The organism is Hoylesella oralis ATCC 33269 (assembly GCF_000185145.2).
In the GTDB taxonomy this organism is placed as follows: Bacteria; Bacteroidota; Bacteroidia; order Bacteroidales; family Bacteroidaceae; genus Prevotella; species Prevotella phocaeensis.
The window spans coordinates 2,126,787-2,142,957 of record NZ_GL833119.1 but is presented as its reverse complement, the minus strand read 5'-3'; the positions used below and the strand labels follow the sequence as shown (position 1 = coordinate 2,142,957).

12 protein-coding genes are annotated in these 16,171 nt (G+C 44.8%); 5 read left to right on the top strand and 7 right to left on the bottom strand.

The window, feature by feature from the left end:
• The first annotated feature begins 22 nt into the window (after nucleotides 1-22).
• Nucleotides 23-928, top strand: a complete 906-nt coding sequence (gene menA / locus HMPREF0663_RS11405) for a 1,4-dihydroxy-2-naphthoate octaprenyltransferase (RefSeq protein ID WP_004370710.1) — start codon at nucleotides 23-25, stop codon at nucleotides 926-928.
• Nucleotides 929-1,027: 99 nt separating this feature from the next.
• Here the strand turns inward: menA and HMPREF0663_RS11400 are convergent, their stop codons facing one another.
• The 4 genes from HMPREF0663_RS11400 to uvrB form a co-directional block, all read right to left on the bottom strand.
• The gene (locus tag HMPREF0663_RS11400; protein ID WP_004370709.1) at nucleotides 1,028-3,373 is read right to left on the bottom strand and encodes a putative porin; all 2,346 of its coding nucleotides are present in this window, start codon (nucleotides 3,371-3,373) and stop codon (nucleotides 1,028-1,030) included.
• On the bottom strand, nucleotides 3,374-3,592 hold the full coding sequence (locus HMPREF0663_RS11395; protein ID WP_004370708.1) for a hypothetical protein: 219 nt from the start codon (nucleotides 3,590-3,592) through the stop codon (nucleotides 3,374-3,376).
• A 66-nt stretch (nucleotides 3,593-3,658) separates the two neighbouring features.
• Nucleotides 3,659-4,591: a DUF4468 domain-containing protein gene (locus HMPREF0663_RS11390; RefSeq protein WP_004370707.1), complete on the bottom strand. Its 933-nt coding sequence runs from the start codon at nucleotides 4,589-4,591 to the stop codon at nucleotides 3,659-3,661.
• A 92-nt stretch (nucleotides 4,592-4,683) separates the two neighbouring features.
• A complete protein-coding gene (gene uvrB, locus HMPREF0663_RS11385; protein ID WP_004370706.1) occupies nucleotides 4,684-6,720 on the bottom strand; it encodes an excinuclease ABC subunit UvrB in 2,037 nt (678 codons plus the stop codon).
• A 172-nt stretch (nucleotides 6,721-6,892) separates the two neighbouring features.
• Between uvrB and HMPREF0663_RS11380 the strand changes: the two genes are divergently transcribed.
• The 3 genes from HMPREF0663_RS11380 to HMPREF0663_RS11370 are packed head-to-tail and all read left to right on the top strand — an operon-like array spanning nucleotide 6,893 to nucleotide 8,553.
• Nucleotides 6,893-7,717, top strand: coding sequence for an outer membrane protein assembly factor BamD (locus HMPREF0663_RS11380; RefSeq protein WP_004370705.1), 825 nt, complete (start codon nucleotides 6,893-6,895; stop codon nucleotides 7,715-7,717).
• 45 nt (nucleotides 7,718-7,762) lie between these two features.
• Nucleotides 7,763-8,098 carry a DNA-directed RNA polymerase subunit omega gene (locus HMPREF0663_RS11375; protein ID WP_004370704.1) on the top strand — a complete coding sequence of 112 codons (336 nt, stop codon included), beginning with the start codon at nucleotides 7,763-7,765 and terminating at the stop codon, nucleotides 8,096-8,098.
• Nucleotides 8,098-8,553: a DUF4293 domain-containing protein gene (locus HMPREF0663_RS11370; RefSeq protein ID WP_004370703.1), complete on the top strand. Its 456-nt coding sequence runs from the start codon at nucleotides 8,098-8,100 to the stop codon at nucleotides 8,551-8,553. Before HMPREF0663_RS11375 ends, HMPREF0663_RS11370 begins: the two co-directional genes overlap by 1 nt.
• An 81-nt stretch (nucleotides 8,554-8,634) precedes the next feature.
• Here HMPREF0663_RS11370 and HMPREF0663_RS11365 read toward each other — a convergent pair whose 3' ends face one another.
• The 3 genes from HMPREF0663_RS11365 to HMPREF0663_RS11355 form a co-directional block, all read right to left on the bottom strand.
• Nucleotides 8,635-9,243 (bottom strand): hypothetical protein, encoded by a 609-nt coding sequence (locus tag HMPREF0663_RS11365; RefSeq protein WP_004370702.1) that lies wholly within the window; start codon nucleotides 9,241-9,243, stop codon nucleotides 8,635-8,637.
• Nucleotides 9,244-9,695: 452 nt separating this feature from the next.
• Nucleotides 9,696-13,271, bottom strand: a complete 3,576-nt coding sequence (nifJ, locus tag HMPREF0663_RS11360) for a pyruvate:ferredoxin (flavodoxin) oxidoreductase (RefSeq protein WP_004370701.1) — start codon at nucleotides 13,269-13,271, stop codon at nucleotides 9,696-9,698.
• Nucleotides 13,272-13,308: 37 nt separating this feature from the next.
• On the bottom strand, nucleotides 13,309-14,496 hold the full coding sequence (locus HMPREF0663_RS11355; protein WP_004370700.1) for an ATP-binding protein: 1,188 nt from the start codon (nucleotides 14,494-14,496) through the stop codon (nucleotides 13,309-13,311).
• Between the two features lie 387 nt (nucleotides 14,497-14,883).
• Here HMPREF0663_RS11355 and HMPREF0663_RS11350 point away from each other — a divergent pair, with 387 nt between their 5' ends.
• A complete protein-coding gene (locus HMPREF0663_RS11350) occupies nucleotides 14,884-15,981 on the top strand; it encodes a hypothetical protein (RefSeq protein ID WP_036875436.1) in 1,098 nt (365 codons plus the stop codon).
• The last annotated feature ends 190 nt before the right edge of the window (nucleotides 15,982-16,171 follow it).

The window sequence follows — 16,171 nt, the reverse complement described above, 5'->3', positions numbered from 1 at the left end:
CTAAGAACAAGAGAATGAAATTATGAAACAGAACGTTGTAGAGCGAAATTCGCTGAAGGCATGGGTGCTGGCTGCACGCCCCAAGACGCTTGCAGGTGCGGCCGTACCTTTGATAATCGGCACGGCGTTGGCGCTGAAAGATGCCGACTGGGCCATCAGACCGGTGCCGGCAGTGCTCTGCTTTCTGTTTGCATTCATTATGCAAGTAGATGCAAATTTCATCAACGACTATTTTGATTGCCTTAAAGGTACCGACGACGATACACGTTTGGGCCCCCGAAGAGCGTGCGCACAAGGGTGGATTACAATCGGGAATATGAAACGAGGCATCGCTGTTACCACTCTGTTGGCTTGTATCGTAGGGTTTCCGCTTATTTTATATGGTGGATTGGAGATGCTGCTCGTGGGTTTGTTGTGTGTACTTTTCTGTTTTCTCTATACTACATGGTTCAGCTATCTCGGTATGGGCGACGTGCTGGTGGTGATATTTTTCGGTATAGTGCCCGTAACGATTACTTATTATCTCGAAATGCCCGGCATACAAACTGTAATAACGCCCGAGGTAATTGTTGCATCGGTAGCCTGCGGATTGGTTATCGACACACTGTTGCTGGTAAACAACTATCGTGATATTGATACAGACCGCCGTGCCGGTAAGCGTACCATTGTGGTGCGAATGGGCCCAAGCATGGCTCGGATAACTTATCTCGGTATGGGTTGGCTCGCTGTGTCGATGGGATGTGTGTTTTTGTTCTATGGCGATTGGGCAGCGTTCGTACTGCCTATGGGGTATCTGTGGCTGCACACGAATACTTACCGGCACATGGTAAGGATCAATAAAGGCAAGGCTTTGAACCTTATACTCGGCGAAACGGCACGCAATATGTTCATCTACGGTCTGTTGGTGGCAGCGGGTGTCTTGCTTTGATGCCGTGTTTTTCTAAGCCGTCGGCTTTTGCCTCTTGCTGAAAACGGATGAAACGAGAACTCTTTCCACCCCCTTTATTCTCGCCGAAGCCCCTGAATATCAATTAAAGAAATTCCAACTAACGCCGAAACGGAATATACGTTCGTTGAGCGGATAGTGGGGGACGAGGAAATATTCCTTGTTTCCGCTTCCGGCATTTACGTGACTGTACATCACGAAAAAGCGCGTATGTTTGAGATGGAAGTTGGCATATACGTTGACAAGAGGATAATTGCCGATCTTTACACGGCTGTCTCCGCCGCTGGTGTCGGTATTTGTTTGTACGGCATATTGCCCTAACGCCGGACTGTAGTCGGGTGCATAATATTGGGTGAAGTAGCGTGCATCGGCACCGAAGTCGCACTTCAACACGTGTGCAATCTTAAAACGCAGATAAAGATTGGTGTAAATGTTGAGATCGGGCACAGGCAATACGTTCTGATTAGATGATTTCTGATAAGTAATAACATTCTCCCAATTAAGAGGACCGAGTGTGAAATCTTGCGTCAGTTGTGCCGTAAACACCGTGATGGGTTCGCTTGTTTGAGCCACACTCACGGTGTTGTTCAGTCGATTGTAGCTGCTGTTGATAGTGTATCCCTGTTCGAAATATGCGTAATTCTTCAGTTCATCCACAGCTATACGTAGCTTTGTGCGCGTTTTGGTATAGCTAAAAGTGCCTTGAATACGCGAGTGTATGGTCTTATTTAGGTCGTCATTATCCCACCAGAAGTGACGTGCATGGTAATGACGGTAGTAAAATGGCGGTGTTGTATTGTGGAAAAAGCCGCTCGCGGCCAACTGTACAGTGTCGCCAAATAGCGGAAAATTGAGATCGATATTACCGTCTATGCGTATATTTCCGGCATCCTTGCCCGTTACTCCGAACTCTCCGATTACGTTATAGTGTAGGGTGTGGCCTTGTGTTTTGCTGAGTTGGCCGCCTACATATACGGCATGTTCGTTGTAGGTGGCCGTACCGGTATGATCAGGCAGAACGAAGTGGCGCAGTTCATGGCTCGCATAGGCTTTTAATCCGGCCTTTGCCCATTTATTGAACCCTTCGAGCAACGATATTGCAAAGATATTTTTCAAGCGGAAATAACGCGTTTTATCATAGATGGAATCGCCGCTGAGCGGTTCATCTACCACGTATGTGTTGGCATAAAAGTCGGTTGGCGTGACATAGGCCTGATAGATACGGCGGTAATTGTCGAGCGACATCGTGTGTATGAAGCTCGTTACGGGTACATACTCGTTTTTTAGCCATGCCGTATCTTTGGCGGCTACTGCTGCTTGAGCGTTCAGACTGTCGGCCTGACTTTTACCGTTGATAGCGATACGTCCTTCAGGCTTCACTGTTACGGCAGCCGGTTCGATGCCTGCTATCTTGGCATTATCCGGACGACCTGATGGGGCTGTCAGTATTTTCTGTTCCTCTTTTTCATCGATTGTACGCCCTTCTTCGCGAGCAGTCTTACGCTTTTCTTCCAACGATTTGCGTGCCTCGTTCTCTTTTTTCGATTCGATGGCGAATTTACGTGCCTCGATTTCTTCCTCCGTCATGGGCACCTTACGGTTAAATCCCAAGCTGTAACGGTGGGTAAGGAATATATGTTGATTGTCGTTACGGTTCCAGTTCCTCGATAATACGGTGGGTATTTCGCTGGTAGCGTAGTTATCATCGAAGCTTTCCGGGTGCGTAATATAGTTGTCGTTGGTTATTCCACCGTTCTCGGTAACCTTTTGATGGTTCGTCGAAAGCAGCAGATGAGCCTGATAGCGGTCGCCGATATATGAACCGTACATGGTGTAATTGAAGTGTGCGGTACTCTGATTGGAGTAATAGCCGCGCCCGTAAAGATAGTCGAAGTTGAAACCTACGCCTATTTTCTTGCCTGCATTCACACCGAACTTGGCTGTAAAATGGTCTTCGCCATCGGTACGATTACCTGCATTATTATAAGAAAGGTTGGTGAAAGGTGACAGGGTATTGGTGAAATGGAATTTGTCTACGGGTTTCAGGAAGAAATCGTATGGGGTGGTAAAGATGAATTCTTGCGGTTCCGGACGGTCGGCATATATGCGGTTGATACGCGGTGCACCCAAATTACCTGTAGTGTTGAACTCTCCTCGCATGCCTGTTGTGAATATAGAGTTCATATACATGTGGGGAACGGTATCGGGAATTGCCGGTGTAATGTCGCCGAAGTAACGATCGACGGTCCACACTTTAAGTCCCGTAGGAATTTCCTTATCTGTTCCTAAAGAGTCAGTATTGTTTAATTTCTTCGAACCTGTGGTAATGTTTCCGTTTACGTCTATCTGGTTGAACTGATCGATTTGTGCAGATACGGAAGTACAGGTGGCGATAAAGAAAAATAGCGTTATCGGAAATCTGTTCATCTAACGAAAAAAGCGTAGGCAGCTTTCAGCGATCTTGAAGACCATAGCTGCGAGTATTACAATGGTGCCCGATGTATGGTCGGTGGCGAAATAAAGCACTAATCCTATAAGGGCACCGATGATGAATATGATGTTTAATATGTTCCGAATGCGGAAAAAGCGATCTTCTTTAGGCTTTTCATCGCGACGGTGATGCGGTATGAACTTTTCTTCATTCATAGTCTGAAATGGAATGATGGGTGAATAATTCGGAATGCTGGTATGGTATACCGGCACTGTCGGCACTTATTGTAAAGCTCGAACGATATTTTCGAATATCTGGTTTTTACGATCTATGGTCTTTCTGCGGAATTTGGCAGGGCCGTTGATCAGGCCTGTTTGTTTCTTATTGAGTGCGTGTTTATCCGTAATATAGTTTTCCGCACTGCTTTTGAGCTCACTCGGACGCCCCTTCTCGTAATCGTATGATATGCGATCGAGGGTAAGTTGAAGATGGTTGTCGGTACAGGTACCGATGATAGTGTAATTAAATAAGGTGCGATCAAGGGCAAGAAACGACTCTGAAAAGGTGAGCCATTCTGTATATTTTGCCACTATAATGCTCTTATCTTGGTTTACGAGCACGATTCGACTGGCTTGCTGTCCGTCTTCTTGCGCCATATTGTTGAGATAGGCGTAAACTATATCATAGATTTGCTGTGCATTTTTGCCCGGTACATCTATGTCGAGAGTGAACACGACTTTACCTTCAGCGTTCTGAGGTACGGCACCTGTGAGGTATTTCGGATCATGCTTCCAGTCCGTTTTGGTAGTTGCAGAATTGCCGGATGTGCGATTTGAGGCTGCCGTACCCTTGTCGGAAGACTGCGGCACAGTCCATCCGGTGCTGCCGTTTGTATTATTTGCCGACGGAGCAGTGCTCATTTTTGTTTGCTTCTCGGCCTCTATTTTGTATTTTTCTGCCTCAGCTTTGTGGCGTTCAGTTTCTGCCTTTACTTTCTTTATCTCTTCATTGATAGCAGCATTCTTAATGTCTTCATTTTTTATTTTGGCTTTCTTGGCTGCAAGTTTGGCTTGTCTTTTGGCTTCCTTTACAGCTTGTTTGGCCGCTTCAGCTTCTTTTTTCGCCTTTTCGAGCTGCTCCTGTGGCGTCAATACCGATTGTGCATTACCGAAAAGTGGCATCAATAGCATTGCCGCTAAGATGAGTTTCTTCATATCTTATAGAGTTTTAAACGGTGTTGAGGGCAAAAGTAATAAAAATATGTGGGATAGGTGGGTGATTAAGCAATATTTAACACCGCTCGTTGCTACTTGCTTTCGAGCTGGTCTTGTAGGCGGATAATTTCGTCGCGATATTGTGCTGCTTGGATAAAATCAAGGTCTTTGGCAGCTTGTTTCATTAGTGCAGTGGTATTGGCAATACTCTTCTCGAGTTGTTCGCGTGTCATTCGTTGAATAATGGGATCGGCTGCGAAAGCACCACTATCGGGTTCTAAGTAGGCATACCTTATAGGAGAAGTGGATTGGGTGATGGTTGTAGCGTTATCATTATTCGTAGGTAACACACTTTTAATATCTTTCACAATCTGCTGAGGGGTAATATGATGTTCCTCGTTATACTTTAGTTGAAGGGTTCGACGTCGCGTTGTTTCGTCGATAGTACGGCGCATACTTTCGGTTATAGTGTCGGCATACATAATGACTTTGCCGTTTACATTGCGGGCGGCACGGCCGGCTGTCTGCGTCAGACTGCGGTGACTACGCAGAAAGCCCTCCTTATCAGCGTCGAGAATAGCTACGAGCGAGACTTCCGGAAGGTCGAGTCCTTCGCGTAAGAGGTTCACTCCAACGAGTACATCGAAAGCCCCTGCGCGCAGATCGTTCATGATCTTTACGCGGTCTAGCGTGGCTATATCACTGTGAATATAGTTGGCTTTGATGCCGTGATCAAGCAAGAATTCGGTCAGTTCCTCGGCCATACGTTTGGTAAGAGTGGTAACAAGTACGCGTTCACTGCGGTTGATACGGGTGAGTATTTCGTCCATAAGGTCATCGATTTGGTTCTCACTCGGTCGTACTTCAATCTCCGGATCGAGCAATCCAGTAGGTCTGATGATCTGTTCCACCACAACTCCCTCGGCTTCATTCAATTCGTAATCGGCAGGAGTGGCTGAAACGTAGATGACCTGATGTATCATTTCGTGGAATTCCTCGAACTTCAATGGGCGGTTGTCGAACGCTGCGGGCAAACGAAATCCATATTCTACGAGGTTTTGCTTACGTGCACGGTCGCCTCCGTACATAGCACTGATCTGCGGAACCGATACATGACTCTCATCTATTACCATTAGATAATCTTTGGGAAAGAAGTCTAAAAGGCAATAAGGTTTCTGTCCCGGTTCGCGTCCGTCGAAGTAACGTGAGTAATTTTCGATACCGCTACAATGACCAAGTTCCTTAATCATCTCCATATCATATTCCACACGTTCCTTGATGCGCTGAGCTTTAATATTATCGCCGAGTTCGGTGAAGAAGTCTACCTGCTTCACCAAATCGTCTTGTATCATGCGGACAGCTTGTTCAGTTTGTTCTTTCGATGTTACGAAAAGGTTAGCCGGATATATCTGATATTCACCGAACGATGCCATTCGATGATATGTTTGGCTATCCACTTCCTCGATGTTGTCTATCTCATCATCCCACCATGTTACCCGTAGAATATTGTCACTGTAGGCCATGGCGATATCTACAGTGTCGCCTTTTACGCGGAAGAAGCCGCGTTGAAGGTCTATGTCGTTGCGTACATAGAGTGCGTTGACGAGCCTACGCAGGAACTCATTACGATCCAGCACCTGTCCCTTTTTGATAGAGATGACACTATCGGTCATGGCAGCAGGACCGCCCATACCGTATATGCACGACACGGAAGATACGACTACCACATCTTTGCGCCCTGAAAGCAGTGCGCTTACGGCCGAGAGACGCAACTTGTCGATGTCGTCGTTGATGGCGAGATCTTTCTCAATATAGGTATCTGTGGTGGGCAGATAGGCTTCCGGTTGATAATAGTCGTAATAAGAAACGTAATATTCTACGGCATTTTCGGGGAAAAATCCTTTCATCTCTTCGTAGAGTTGTGCCGCGAGAGTTTTGTTATGACTAAGAATAAGCGTGGGTTTATTTACATTGGCAATCACATTGGCCACGGTGAAAGTTTTGCCAGAACCCGTAACTCCGAGCAATACCTGCGCCTTGTCGCCCCGTTCCACGCCTTGGGTAAGTTCCTTGATGGCTTCGGGTTGGTCACCTGTAGGGGCATATTTCGATGTCAGTTTAAAGTCCACAATGAAGAAAATAATGTGATCTAATTGTTATCAACGAAAAATCTTAATTCTGCAAAATTACTAAAAAATACGTTTGTAATACGGTAATAAGCGTAATTTTTTGCTAAAAATCCTTTTCAATACTTTGTACATATAGGAAATATATGTACTTTTGCACGTCAAAGTTCCGATTATGAAGAAATCATTTATCGCCTCTATATGTGCAGTGTTTCTGCTGAGCAATTGTGCTCACGAGTTCAATCAGGTTTATAAGACCAATGATTATGCTTATAAATATGAATATGCCAAGGAGTGTTTTGCCAAAGGCAAGTTCGTGAGGGCAACCACTTTACTTACCGATTTGATTACATTGATGAAGGGTACAGACAACGGCGAAGAGTGTTTGTACATGCTTGCAATGTCGCAATATTGCAGTAAAGACTATGAAGGTGCTGCACAAACCTTTGCCAAATATTACCAGAGTTATCCCAAGGGCAAGTATGCAGAGATGGCAGAATATTATGTTGGGCAAAGTTTATATATGAGCACACCCGAACCTCGCCTTGATCAATCGCAGACAATCTCGGCTATCGCCGCCTTTCAAGAGTATCTCGACATCTATCCCGATGCTAAGATGAAGCAAATGGCTCAACAACGTTTATTCGATCTTCAGGATAAATTGGTGAAAAAAGAGCTCTATTCAGCACGATTATATTATGATTTGGGTTCTTATTTCAATAATTGTTCCTATGGCGGAAACAACTATGAGGCCTGCATCATTACAGCGCAGAATGCTCTTAAAGATTATCCCTTTACTAAACTGCGTGAAGACTTTTCGGTGCTGATCATGAAGAGTAAATACGAATTAGCTGCACAGAGTGTGGATGAAAAGAAGCTCGAACGCTATCAAGATGCCGAGGACGAATGCTACGGATTTATCAATGAGTATCCCGATTCTAAGTATAAAGAAACGGCAGAGCGATATATTGCCAAATGCAAAACGATTACAAAGGATTGACGTTTTGCAATTTTATGGAATTTATAAATTATCATTAATTAAAATATGGATTATAAAAAGTCAAAGGCACCCGTAAACACAGTAACGCGAAACATTATGGATTTGTGCAACGAAACGGGAAATATCTATGAAAGTGTTGCTATTATTTCGAAACGGGCAAATCAGATTTCGGCAGAGATCAAGCAAGATTTGAGCAAGAAACTTGCCGAATTCGCCTCTTACAACGACTCTTTGGAAGAAGTTTTCGAGAACCGTGAGCAAATCGAAATATCGCGCTATTACGAAAAATTGCCGAAACCGACGTTGCTTGCCACACAGGAATTCGTAGATGGAAACGTGTATTGGCGCGATCCTTCCAAGGATAATGAAGGCATGGCATAATGATACAGCGAAAACAAACTTTATTCCTGCTTGTGGCATTTGTCGCAACTTTGGCTTGTCTTTGCTTGCCCATAGGGCTGTTCGAGCCTGCAAGCATGGGCGGGAATATTGTGCTCTATAATCTTGGTGTGAGGGATGCAAACGGTATGCTCGGCTCGGGCAATGTACCTCTTTTCATCTTCTTAATGCTCACTTGCATAATAACGTTAGCTGCAATTTTTCTTTACAGCAAGCGTAAACTGCAGGCTAAGCTTTGTTATTGGTGCTGTGTGTTCGATATGGCATGGTATGCTTATCTTGCTTTTTGCGTATTTAATCAATATGCTGCGTGCGGATCGTTCCGGCCGGTATTGGGTATATGCCTGCCGTTGATAGCACTTATCTTCTGTCTGATGGCACACCGTGGCATTATGGCCGACGAAAGACTGGTGAAAGCTGCCGACAGAATACGATAAAGACAAACATGATATCAGTAACGAAAGATCGCATCACTGTCAGGTGATGCGATCTTTCGTTATGTTATAATATAGAATTTATTAAAGCCCTAATTCCTTTTTGGCCTTATCGGCAATCTCGTTACTTTTCTTTTTAGCTTCGTCTATCGCCTTATTTGTTTTGTCTTTAGCAGCATCTACCGTTTCATCGGCTTTCTTTTCTGCCGCATCTTTTGCGTTTTGTTTTGCCTTCTTTATCAGATTTTCGGCATCACCTTTCATGGCAGAGGCGGCATCTGTAGCTGTTGTTTCTACATTTGTCGGCAATGTTTTGATATTATTTACCAGTGTGGTGATAGTGCTGTTCCCGTCAGTTACCGAGTTTATCTGGTCGGCATGTTCGTTAAAGAAAGCTTGAACCTTGCTTGCGTATGCTTTGGCAGCCTCTATATTGCCGCTACTAATCAATTTACTGTATTTTTCTATTACAGATTGTACGGTGGTTTGCAATCCCTTGGTGTCTTTTGCATTAAGTTGAGCTGATAAAACCGATATGATTGAATCGGTTGCGTTTTGCATGTTCCCATTTGCCATAGCTGTTGTATCTACAACAGATGAGTCTGTGTTGTTGGCATTCGGTACGGTTTTGCCTCCGCAGCTTGTCAGTGTAAACGCGACAATTGCTGTGCTCATCAAAAATACTTTCTTCATAATCGATAAATGTTTAGTGAATATTCTATTCGGTTTAAGTATAAATATAACGTATTTGCCGGCATTGTATTATTTTTGTTTAGATGATTTAACTTTTACGGAAGAGGGTGGAGCAGGGCTGAGCTCTATCCTTTTGGTAGGATATAAGTATTCCGTTAGCATTAACCCCCTAATCCTTTGATTAGTATTGTGTTATAGGTGCCTGTTGCAGTCGGTATCGGTAATGTTTTCAGATAATATCTCTAAGACATTTAGATAGAATATCTAAATGTCTTAGAAAGTGCATCTATCGGGCTTAGAGATGAAAGCTGGATTGTTAATAGGAGGGCAAAACACATGTAAATATACTTGTTTTCCTCCCTTTGAAAGGAGAGGAAGAAGGTGTATTCAAAAAAAGAAGCCTGCATACTATTTGCAGGCTTCTTTATCATAATAAATATTTATTGTCTGTCTTATGCCTCTTCGGGCAGACTCCAATCTTCTTTCGACTTGCGGATGTAGCTCTGATAACGCAGCTTGGCCATCTCTTCTGCTGCGTTGAACAGTTCGGCTGCTTCATTCGGGTAGGCTTTCTTTACCGAGAGATAGCGTACTTCACCGAGCAAAAAGTCTTGGAATTTACTCCAATCAGGTGCCTTAGAGTCGAGTGAGAACGGGTTCTTACCTTCGTCGGCCAGCTGCGGATTGTATCTCCAAAGGTGCCAATAGCCGCTCTCAACAGCACGTGCTTCCTCGGCTTGGCTCTTGCCCATGCCGCCTTTAGCCTTCAGTCCGTGGTTGATACAGGGCGAGTAAGCGATGATTAACGATGGACCTGCGTAGGCTTCAGCTTCGCGAATGGCCTTCAAGGTCTGTGCCTGATCGGCGCCCATAGCTATTTGTGCCACGTACACATAGCCATACGTCGTCGCCATTAGGCCGAGGTCTTTCTTACGGATACGCTTTCCTTGTGCAGCAAACTGCGCAATAGCGCCGAGAGGAGTAGCTTTTGAACTCTGTCCGCCGGTGTTGGAATAAACCTCGGTATCAAGAACAAGGATGTTGACGTCTTCGCCTGATGCGATTACATGGTCGAGCCCACCGTAACCGATATCGTAAGAAGCGCCGTCACCGCCAATGATCCACTGCGATCGTTTTACCAAATAGTGGTCGAGTGTCTTCAGTTCTGTACAGATGGGGCAACCGTGTTCTGCTCCTGCAGCAATCAGCGGTTTCAGCTTCGCGCTCGATTCTTTCGAGGCGTCTGCATCGTTCTTGGTGTCTATCCATGCCTGTGCGGCCTCTTTGAAGTCGGTGGGAGTATCGTCTTTTGCCATGAGTTCGTTCAGCAAAACGGTGATACGCTCGCGCATCTTCTTGTTTCCAAGCGACATACCCAGACCGAACTCGCAGAAATCTTCGAACAAAGAGTTGTCGAATGCAGGACCTTGTCCGGCCTCGTTCGTGGTGTATGGGGTGGAAGGTATTGATGCGGAATAGATGGAAGAGCAACCTGTAGCGTTGGAAATCATTTCGCGATCGCCATACAACTGTGAAATCAACTTCACGTAGGGAGTCTCTCCGCAACCGGAACATGCACCGGAGAATTCGAACAGCGGCTGTGCAAACTGTGAGTTCTTTACATTACTTTTAATGTCGACAAGATGCTGTTTGCTCTTTACATTCTTTGAAAGATAATTCCAGTTGCTTATCTGATGCTCGTCGTGTGTAAATGGTACCATTGCAAGAGCTTTGCCGTTCTTGTTGCCCGGGCACACATCAGCACAGTTACCGCAGCCCACACAGTCGAGTACACTTACCTGAATGCGGAAGTGCATGCCTGCCATAGTCTTGGGAACCTTCATCTCTAAGGTCTTGTCTTCGAATGTCTTCACCTCTTCTTCATCAAGCACGAACGGACGAATACATGCGTGAGGACAAACATAGGCGCACTTGTTACACTGGATACAGTTCTCTGCTGTCCATTCTGGATTGAATGCCTCTACGCCACGCTTCTCGTATGCAGCGGTGCCGTTGTGCCAAGTTCCGTCTACTAAGTCGTATTTTACGAAGTCCGAAACCTTCAGTAAATCGCCGACTTGTCCGTTGATCGGGCGTACAATCTCCTTGATGAATGCCGGTACATCGTCGCCTGTACTGTTATCGTCAGGCAGGTTTGCCCATGACGGATCAACGGTCAGCTGCTTGTACTCACCGCCTCTGTCTACGGCAGCATAGTTTTTATCGACAATATCCTGCCCTTTATTTCCGTATGACTTAACGATGAACTTCTTCATCTGCTCTACTGCGAGGTCGACAGGAATTACTTTCGTGATGCGGAAGAATGCGCTCTGAAGAATGGTGTTGGTACGGTTACCAAGCCCAATCTCCTGTGCTATCTTCGTTGCATTGATGTAGTAAACGGTGATGTTGTTCTTTGCAAAGTAGCGTTTTATTCTGTTTGGAATAAAATTAACGAGCTCTTCGCCTTCGAAGATGGTATTCAAAAGGAAAGTACCGTTCTTCTGTAAGCCCCGTATAACGTCGTACATGTTCAAATAAGCCTGAACATGACAAGCCACGAAGTTCGGTGTATTTACCTGATATGTAGAATGTATGGGACTATCACCGAAGCGTAAGTGCGAACAAGTGAAGCCTCCAGACTTCTTAGAGTCATAGGAAAAGTAGGCCTGACAGTGCTTGTCGGTGTTGTCTCCGATAATCTTAACCGAGTTTTTATTGGCTCCTACGGTACCATCAGCGCCCAAACCATAGAATTTGGCTTCGAACATACCTTCGCCACCCATAGGGATTTCCTCTACAGCAGGTAATGAAGTGAACGTTACATCGTCTACGATACCGACTGTAAAGTGGTCTTTCGGCTCCGCAAGTTCGAGGTTATTGAATACGGAGATGATATGTGCAGGGGTGGTATCCGATGATCCTAAACCATACCGACCGCCAACTATCAAGGGTTGATTTTCTCTGTTGCAGTTATAGAAAGCACTCTTAACATCCAAGTACAAAGGTTCTCCTTCTGCTCCGGGCTCCTTCGTACGGTCGAGAACGGCAATTCTTTTTACCGTCTTTGGTACGGCTGCAAGCAAATGTTTAACGGAGAAAGGACGATAGAGATGGACGGAAATCATGCCGACTTTCTTGCCTTGCTTTATTTGATAGTCTATGGCTTCGCGTGCGGCCTCGGTTGCAGAGCCCATAAGAATAATGATGTTCTCTGCATCTTTGGCACCATAATATGAGAAGAGGTGGTATTCACGGCCGGTAATTGCAGTTATTTTGCCAAGATAATCTTCAACTATCTCGGGTATATTCTCGTAATATTGGTTACAAGCCTCACGGTGAGTGAAGAAAGTTTCGGGGTTTTCCGCTGTTCCGCGCGTTACCGGGCGTTCCGGAGAAAGTGCTCTATTGCGGAAACGTTTGATATCTTCGGGATCTACGAGCTTAGCAATCTCGTCTTGATCGATAAGTTCGATCTTATGATATTCGTGAGATGTGCGGAATCCGTCGAAGAAATTCACGAAAGGAATGCTCGTCTTAAGCGTTGCGAGATGTGGAACTGCGGTAAGATCCATTACCTCTTGTACCGAACCGGAACAGAACATAGCGAAACCAGTTTGGCGACATGCCATTACATCAGAGTGGTCTCCGAAGATACAGAGCGAATGTGTAGCGATCGTACGAGCCGAAACGTCGAAGACACATGGTAGCATCTCGCCCGCAATCTTGTACATATTGGGGATCATCAGCAGCAAACCTTGCGATGCAGTGAAGGTTGTTGTCAATGCTCCGGCCTGCAAAGAGCCGTGCATGGCACCGGCTGCACCGCCTTCAGATTGCATTTCTTGCACGGTTACAGTCTGTCCGAAAAGGTTCTTGCGCCCCTTGGCAGCCCAAGTATCGACATGTTCTGCCATCGGTGAAGACGGCGTGATAGGGTAGATAGCAGCCACTTCTGAGAACATGTAGCTTACATGAGCGGCAGCTTCGTTACCATCACAAGTGATAAACTTTTTTTCTTTAGCCATTTTGTTGTGAATAAAATATTAATGAATGTTTTTTGTATTAATAGAGGAAACCTAACAGCCACAAGGGCATTCGGTTGTCTTTACCAATCTCGGTATTATAGCGTACGTAGATCATCTCGGGATTGTAGCGCATCTTATGCGGGCTCGCAGCATCACAAATGCGAAACTTTAATCTTCCGTCTACTACGTACGATTGTTCTTTGCTCCTTTGGTTTACCGAATGATCTTTCCAAAGTGAATTGACAAAGAATGTCTCCATCACGTCTTGTTCGTCTACTTTAATGGGATAAATGGCATACATCAGATTTGAATTATGCATCATCACCTTGGAAGGTTTCTTAGGGAAATCGTGCCCGACCGGATAGATCATGTTGATCAGACGGGCATCCGACAGATATTTGATATAGTTCATAACCGTGGCACGGCTTGTCTGTATGTCGTGTGCCAGATGGCTGATATTAGCAGCTTTCGGGCCGTCTACAGCAAGAAGATAAAACAATTTCTTGATCTTGGTGAGGTATTTCAGTTCTATTTGCTTGATGAGTAGGATGTCTACCTCGGTCATCATGTTCATCGTTTTTAGCAGATTTTCAGAGAAATTGCGGTGCTCCAAGAAAAACGGATAGTACCCATGATGCAGGTAATTGTGGAAATGTTCTGTCGGACTTACTCTGGGTAATATCTGTTTTACGATGTTCTCGTGGTTTGTGAGCATCTCTTCGAGGGTATAAGGCTTGAAGTTATTACCCGTTTGTTGGTTCAAAAATTCGCGGAAAGAGAAGCCTGTAAGATTGTAACTCCTTACGATTCCGTTGAGTTCAGGGTTCTCTTCTTTCAATCGCATCACACTCGAACCGGTGAAAACTATGTTGAGTTCCGGATAAAGATCGTAGCATTTCCGCAACTCGCGACTCCAGTTTGGCTGCTTGAATACTTGGTCTATGAGCAGCACCCTGCCGCCTCTGTCCACAAAATCGCCTGCAAAATCGGCGATACCCCGTCCCTGAAAGTAGAAATTATTCATGTTGATGTAGAGACAGCGACGGTCGTTGACATCGAATTTTTCCTTGGCATATTGCAACAGGAATGTGGTCTTACCCACACCTCTGGTACCTTTGATACCGATCATACGGCCGTTCCAGTCTATCTCATCCATGAGGACGCGACGTACCGGAGCATCGGTGTGCTCGACAAGATACTTGTGTGTGCGAAAGAAAGCCTCCATGTTTGATATCCGTTTGTTTTTGATACTTCAGTTTGAAGAACTGTATTACCTTGCATAATCGTTCTTTTATTTGTTGTGCAGGTACAGTCTACCACTTGCAAAGGTAATGATTATTTCTTAAATTGCAAACTGTAGATAGCAAAATCTCATAATTTATTTAGATATTTTTATACTATTCATAAGTGCTATTCCATATTTCTTGTTTCGGTGGATGGAGTTATTTTAGCAGAATATGATATAGATTAAAAAGTTAATCATGTTTTGTACTTTATATGATTTACGCTACCTTTGCATAAATTAAGGTGCACTTGTTAATTTGAAAGTAAACTTTCATTGCGCTTGTTCGCACCTTTTTTACCCCTGAATATACGAAAAGAGAGAAAGACTGTGAAGATACATATATTTAATCCGGAGCATGATATAGCATTAGGTATAGGTTCTGATCGTTTTACAGCTCCGCATGCTGCATGTAGGTTGCGCGCCGATCTTGGTTTCCTGCCGGCTCTGTGGGCTGAAGATGGCGATTATGTATTGGTAGATGATGTGGAAACGGCAAAAACATCTTCGAAACATATAGGAAATTTGATGCATCGGGTGCATTTTATTACACCTAATCGGCTGGCAACTCTACCGGTTGATGACACCAATACGGCAATATTACCATGGGGATGGGATGTTGCTTTGTGCCGTAGACTTACGGCTTATAATCCCGATTTGGTCCATTTTATGCCCGATGAAGTTGTACTTTCTCGCATCAGAATGCTGAGTAATCGGCGCTTTGCCGCTGAAAATCTGTTGCCGCAATTGCTCAATGGCGATGACAGACTGATAGGGCAGAGCCGATATTTACAGGATGCAGATGAAGCATGGCAGGCTACCCATAACGACGAATGCGTACTCAAGGCACCTTGGAGCAGCAGCGGAAGGGGGTTAAGGTATGTGCTTCATGATGAAAAACACCCCGAAGAGAGTTATCGCATACACTTGCAGGGCTGGATAAGGAACGTTATCCGTCATCAAGGAGGTGTTATGTTGGAACCGCTTTATCGCAAGGTGAAAGATTTAGGGGCGGAATTCACAGCCGATGCTGACGGTAAGATACGGTTCGAAGGACTGTCTGTATTCAAGACGGTAAATGGTTCTTATACGGGTAATGTACTTGCCTCGGAGGCCGATAAACGCGAGATGTTCGGCCGATATCTCGATTTGGCGCTCTTAGATCGTACGATCGAATGTATCATGCAAACGCTCACGCCCTGTTTCAAGGGTGTTTATGCAGGACCGTTCGGGGTAGATATGATGATTGTGGTCGACGAGCATAACGGGAGCTTCTTACTTCATCCGTGCGTAGAACTTAATCTCAGGCAGACAATGGGGCATGCAGCTTTAGCTGTTTCGGCGCAAATACATGATTCATATCGTATTATGAGCATTCGTTATAGTGAAAAGTATAGGCTTAGCGTGCGTAAAATAACACGTTTGTAACCTATGATTATGACCAATAGACATCTTGTTTATTGCTCTTACATGATATATTTGTTTGCCTTATCCGGTATATGTAGTGCCCATGTCGAAGGGTATGAAAGCAGAAAACCCATTGCACAAGCTATGTAATATGCTTTGTGCAATGGGTTTTTATATCACTTTTGGTACGTATATGCCTATATTTGCCTTG

Coding starts and splice junctions, on each gene's coding strand:
- menA (WP_004370710.1), top strand. CDS start 23: ATGAAACAGAACGTTGTAGAGCGAAATTCGCTGAAGGCATGGGTGCTG.
- HMPREF0663_RS11400 (WP_004370709.1), bottom strand. CDS start 3,373: ATGAACAGATTTCCGATAACGCTATTTTTCTTTATCGCCACCTGTACT.
- HMPREF0663_RS11395 (WP_004370708.1), bottom strand. CDS start 3,592: ATGAATGAAGAAAAGTTCATACCGCATCACCGTCGCGATGAAAAGCCT.
- HMPREF0663_RS11390 (WP_004370707.1), bottom strand. CDS start 4,591: ATGAAGAAACTCATCTTAGCGGCAATGCTATTGATGCCACTTTTCGGT.
- HMPREF0663_RS11380 (WP_004370705.1), top strand. CDS start 6,893: ATGAAGAAATCATTTATCGCCTCTATATGTGCAGTGTTTCTGCTGAGC.
- HMPREF0663_RS11375 (WP_004370704.1), top strand. CDS start 7,763: ATGGATTATAAAAAGTCAAAGGCACCCGTAAACACAGTAACGCGAAAC.
- HMPREF0663_RS11370 (WP_004370703.1), top strand. CDS start 8,098: ATGATACAGCGAAAACAAACTTTATTCCTGCTTGTGGCATTTGTCGCA.
- HMPREF0663_RS11365 (WP_004370702.1), bottom strand. CDS start 9,243: ATGAAGAAAGTATTTTTGATGAGCACAGCAATTGTCGCGTTTACACTG.
- nifJ (WP_004370701.1), bottom strand. CDS start 13,271: ATGGCTAAAGAAAAAAAGTTTATCACTTGTGATGGTAACGAAGCTGCC.
- HMPREF0663_RS11355 (WP_004370700.1), bottom strand. CDS start 14,496: ATGGAGGCTTTCTTTCGCACACACAAGTATCTTGTCGAGCACACCGAT.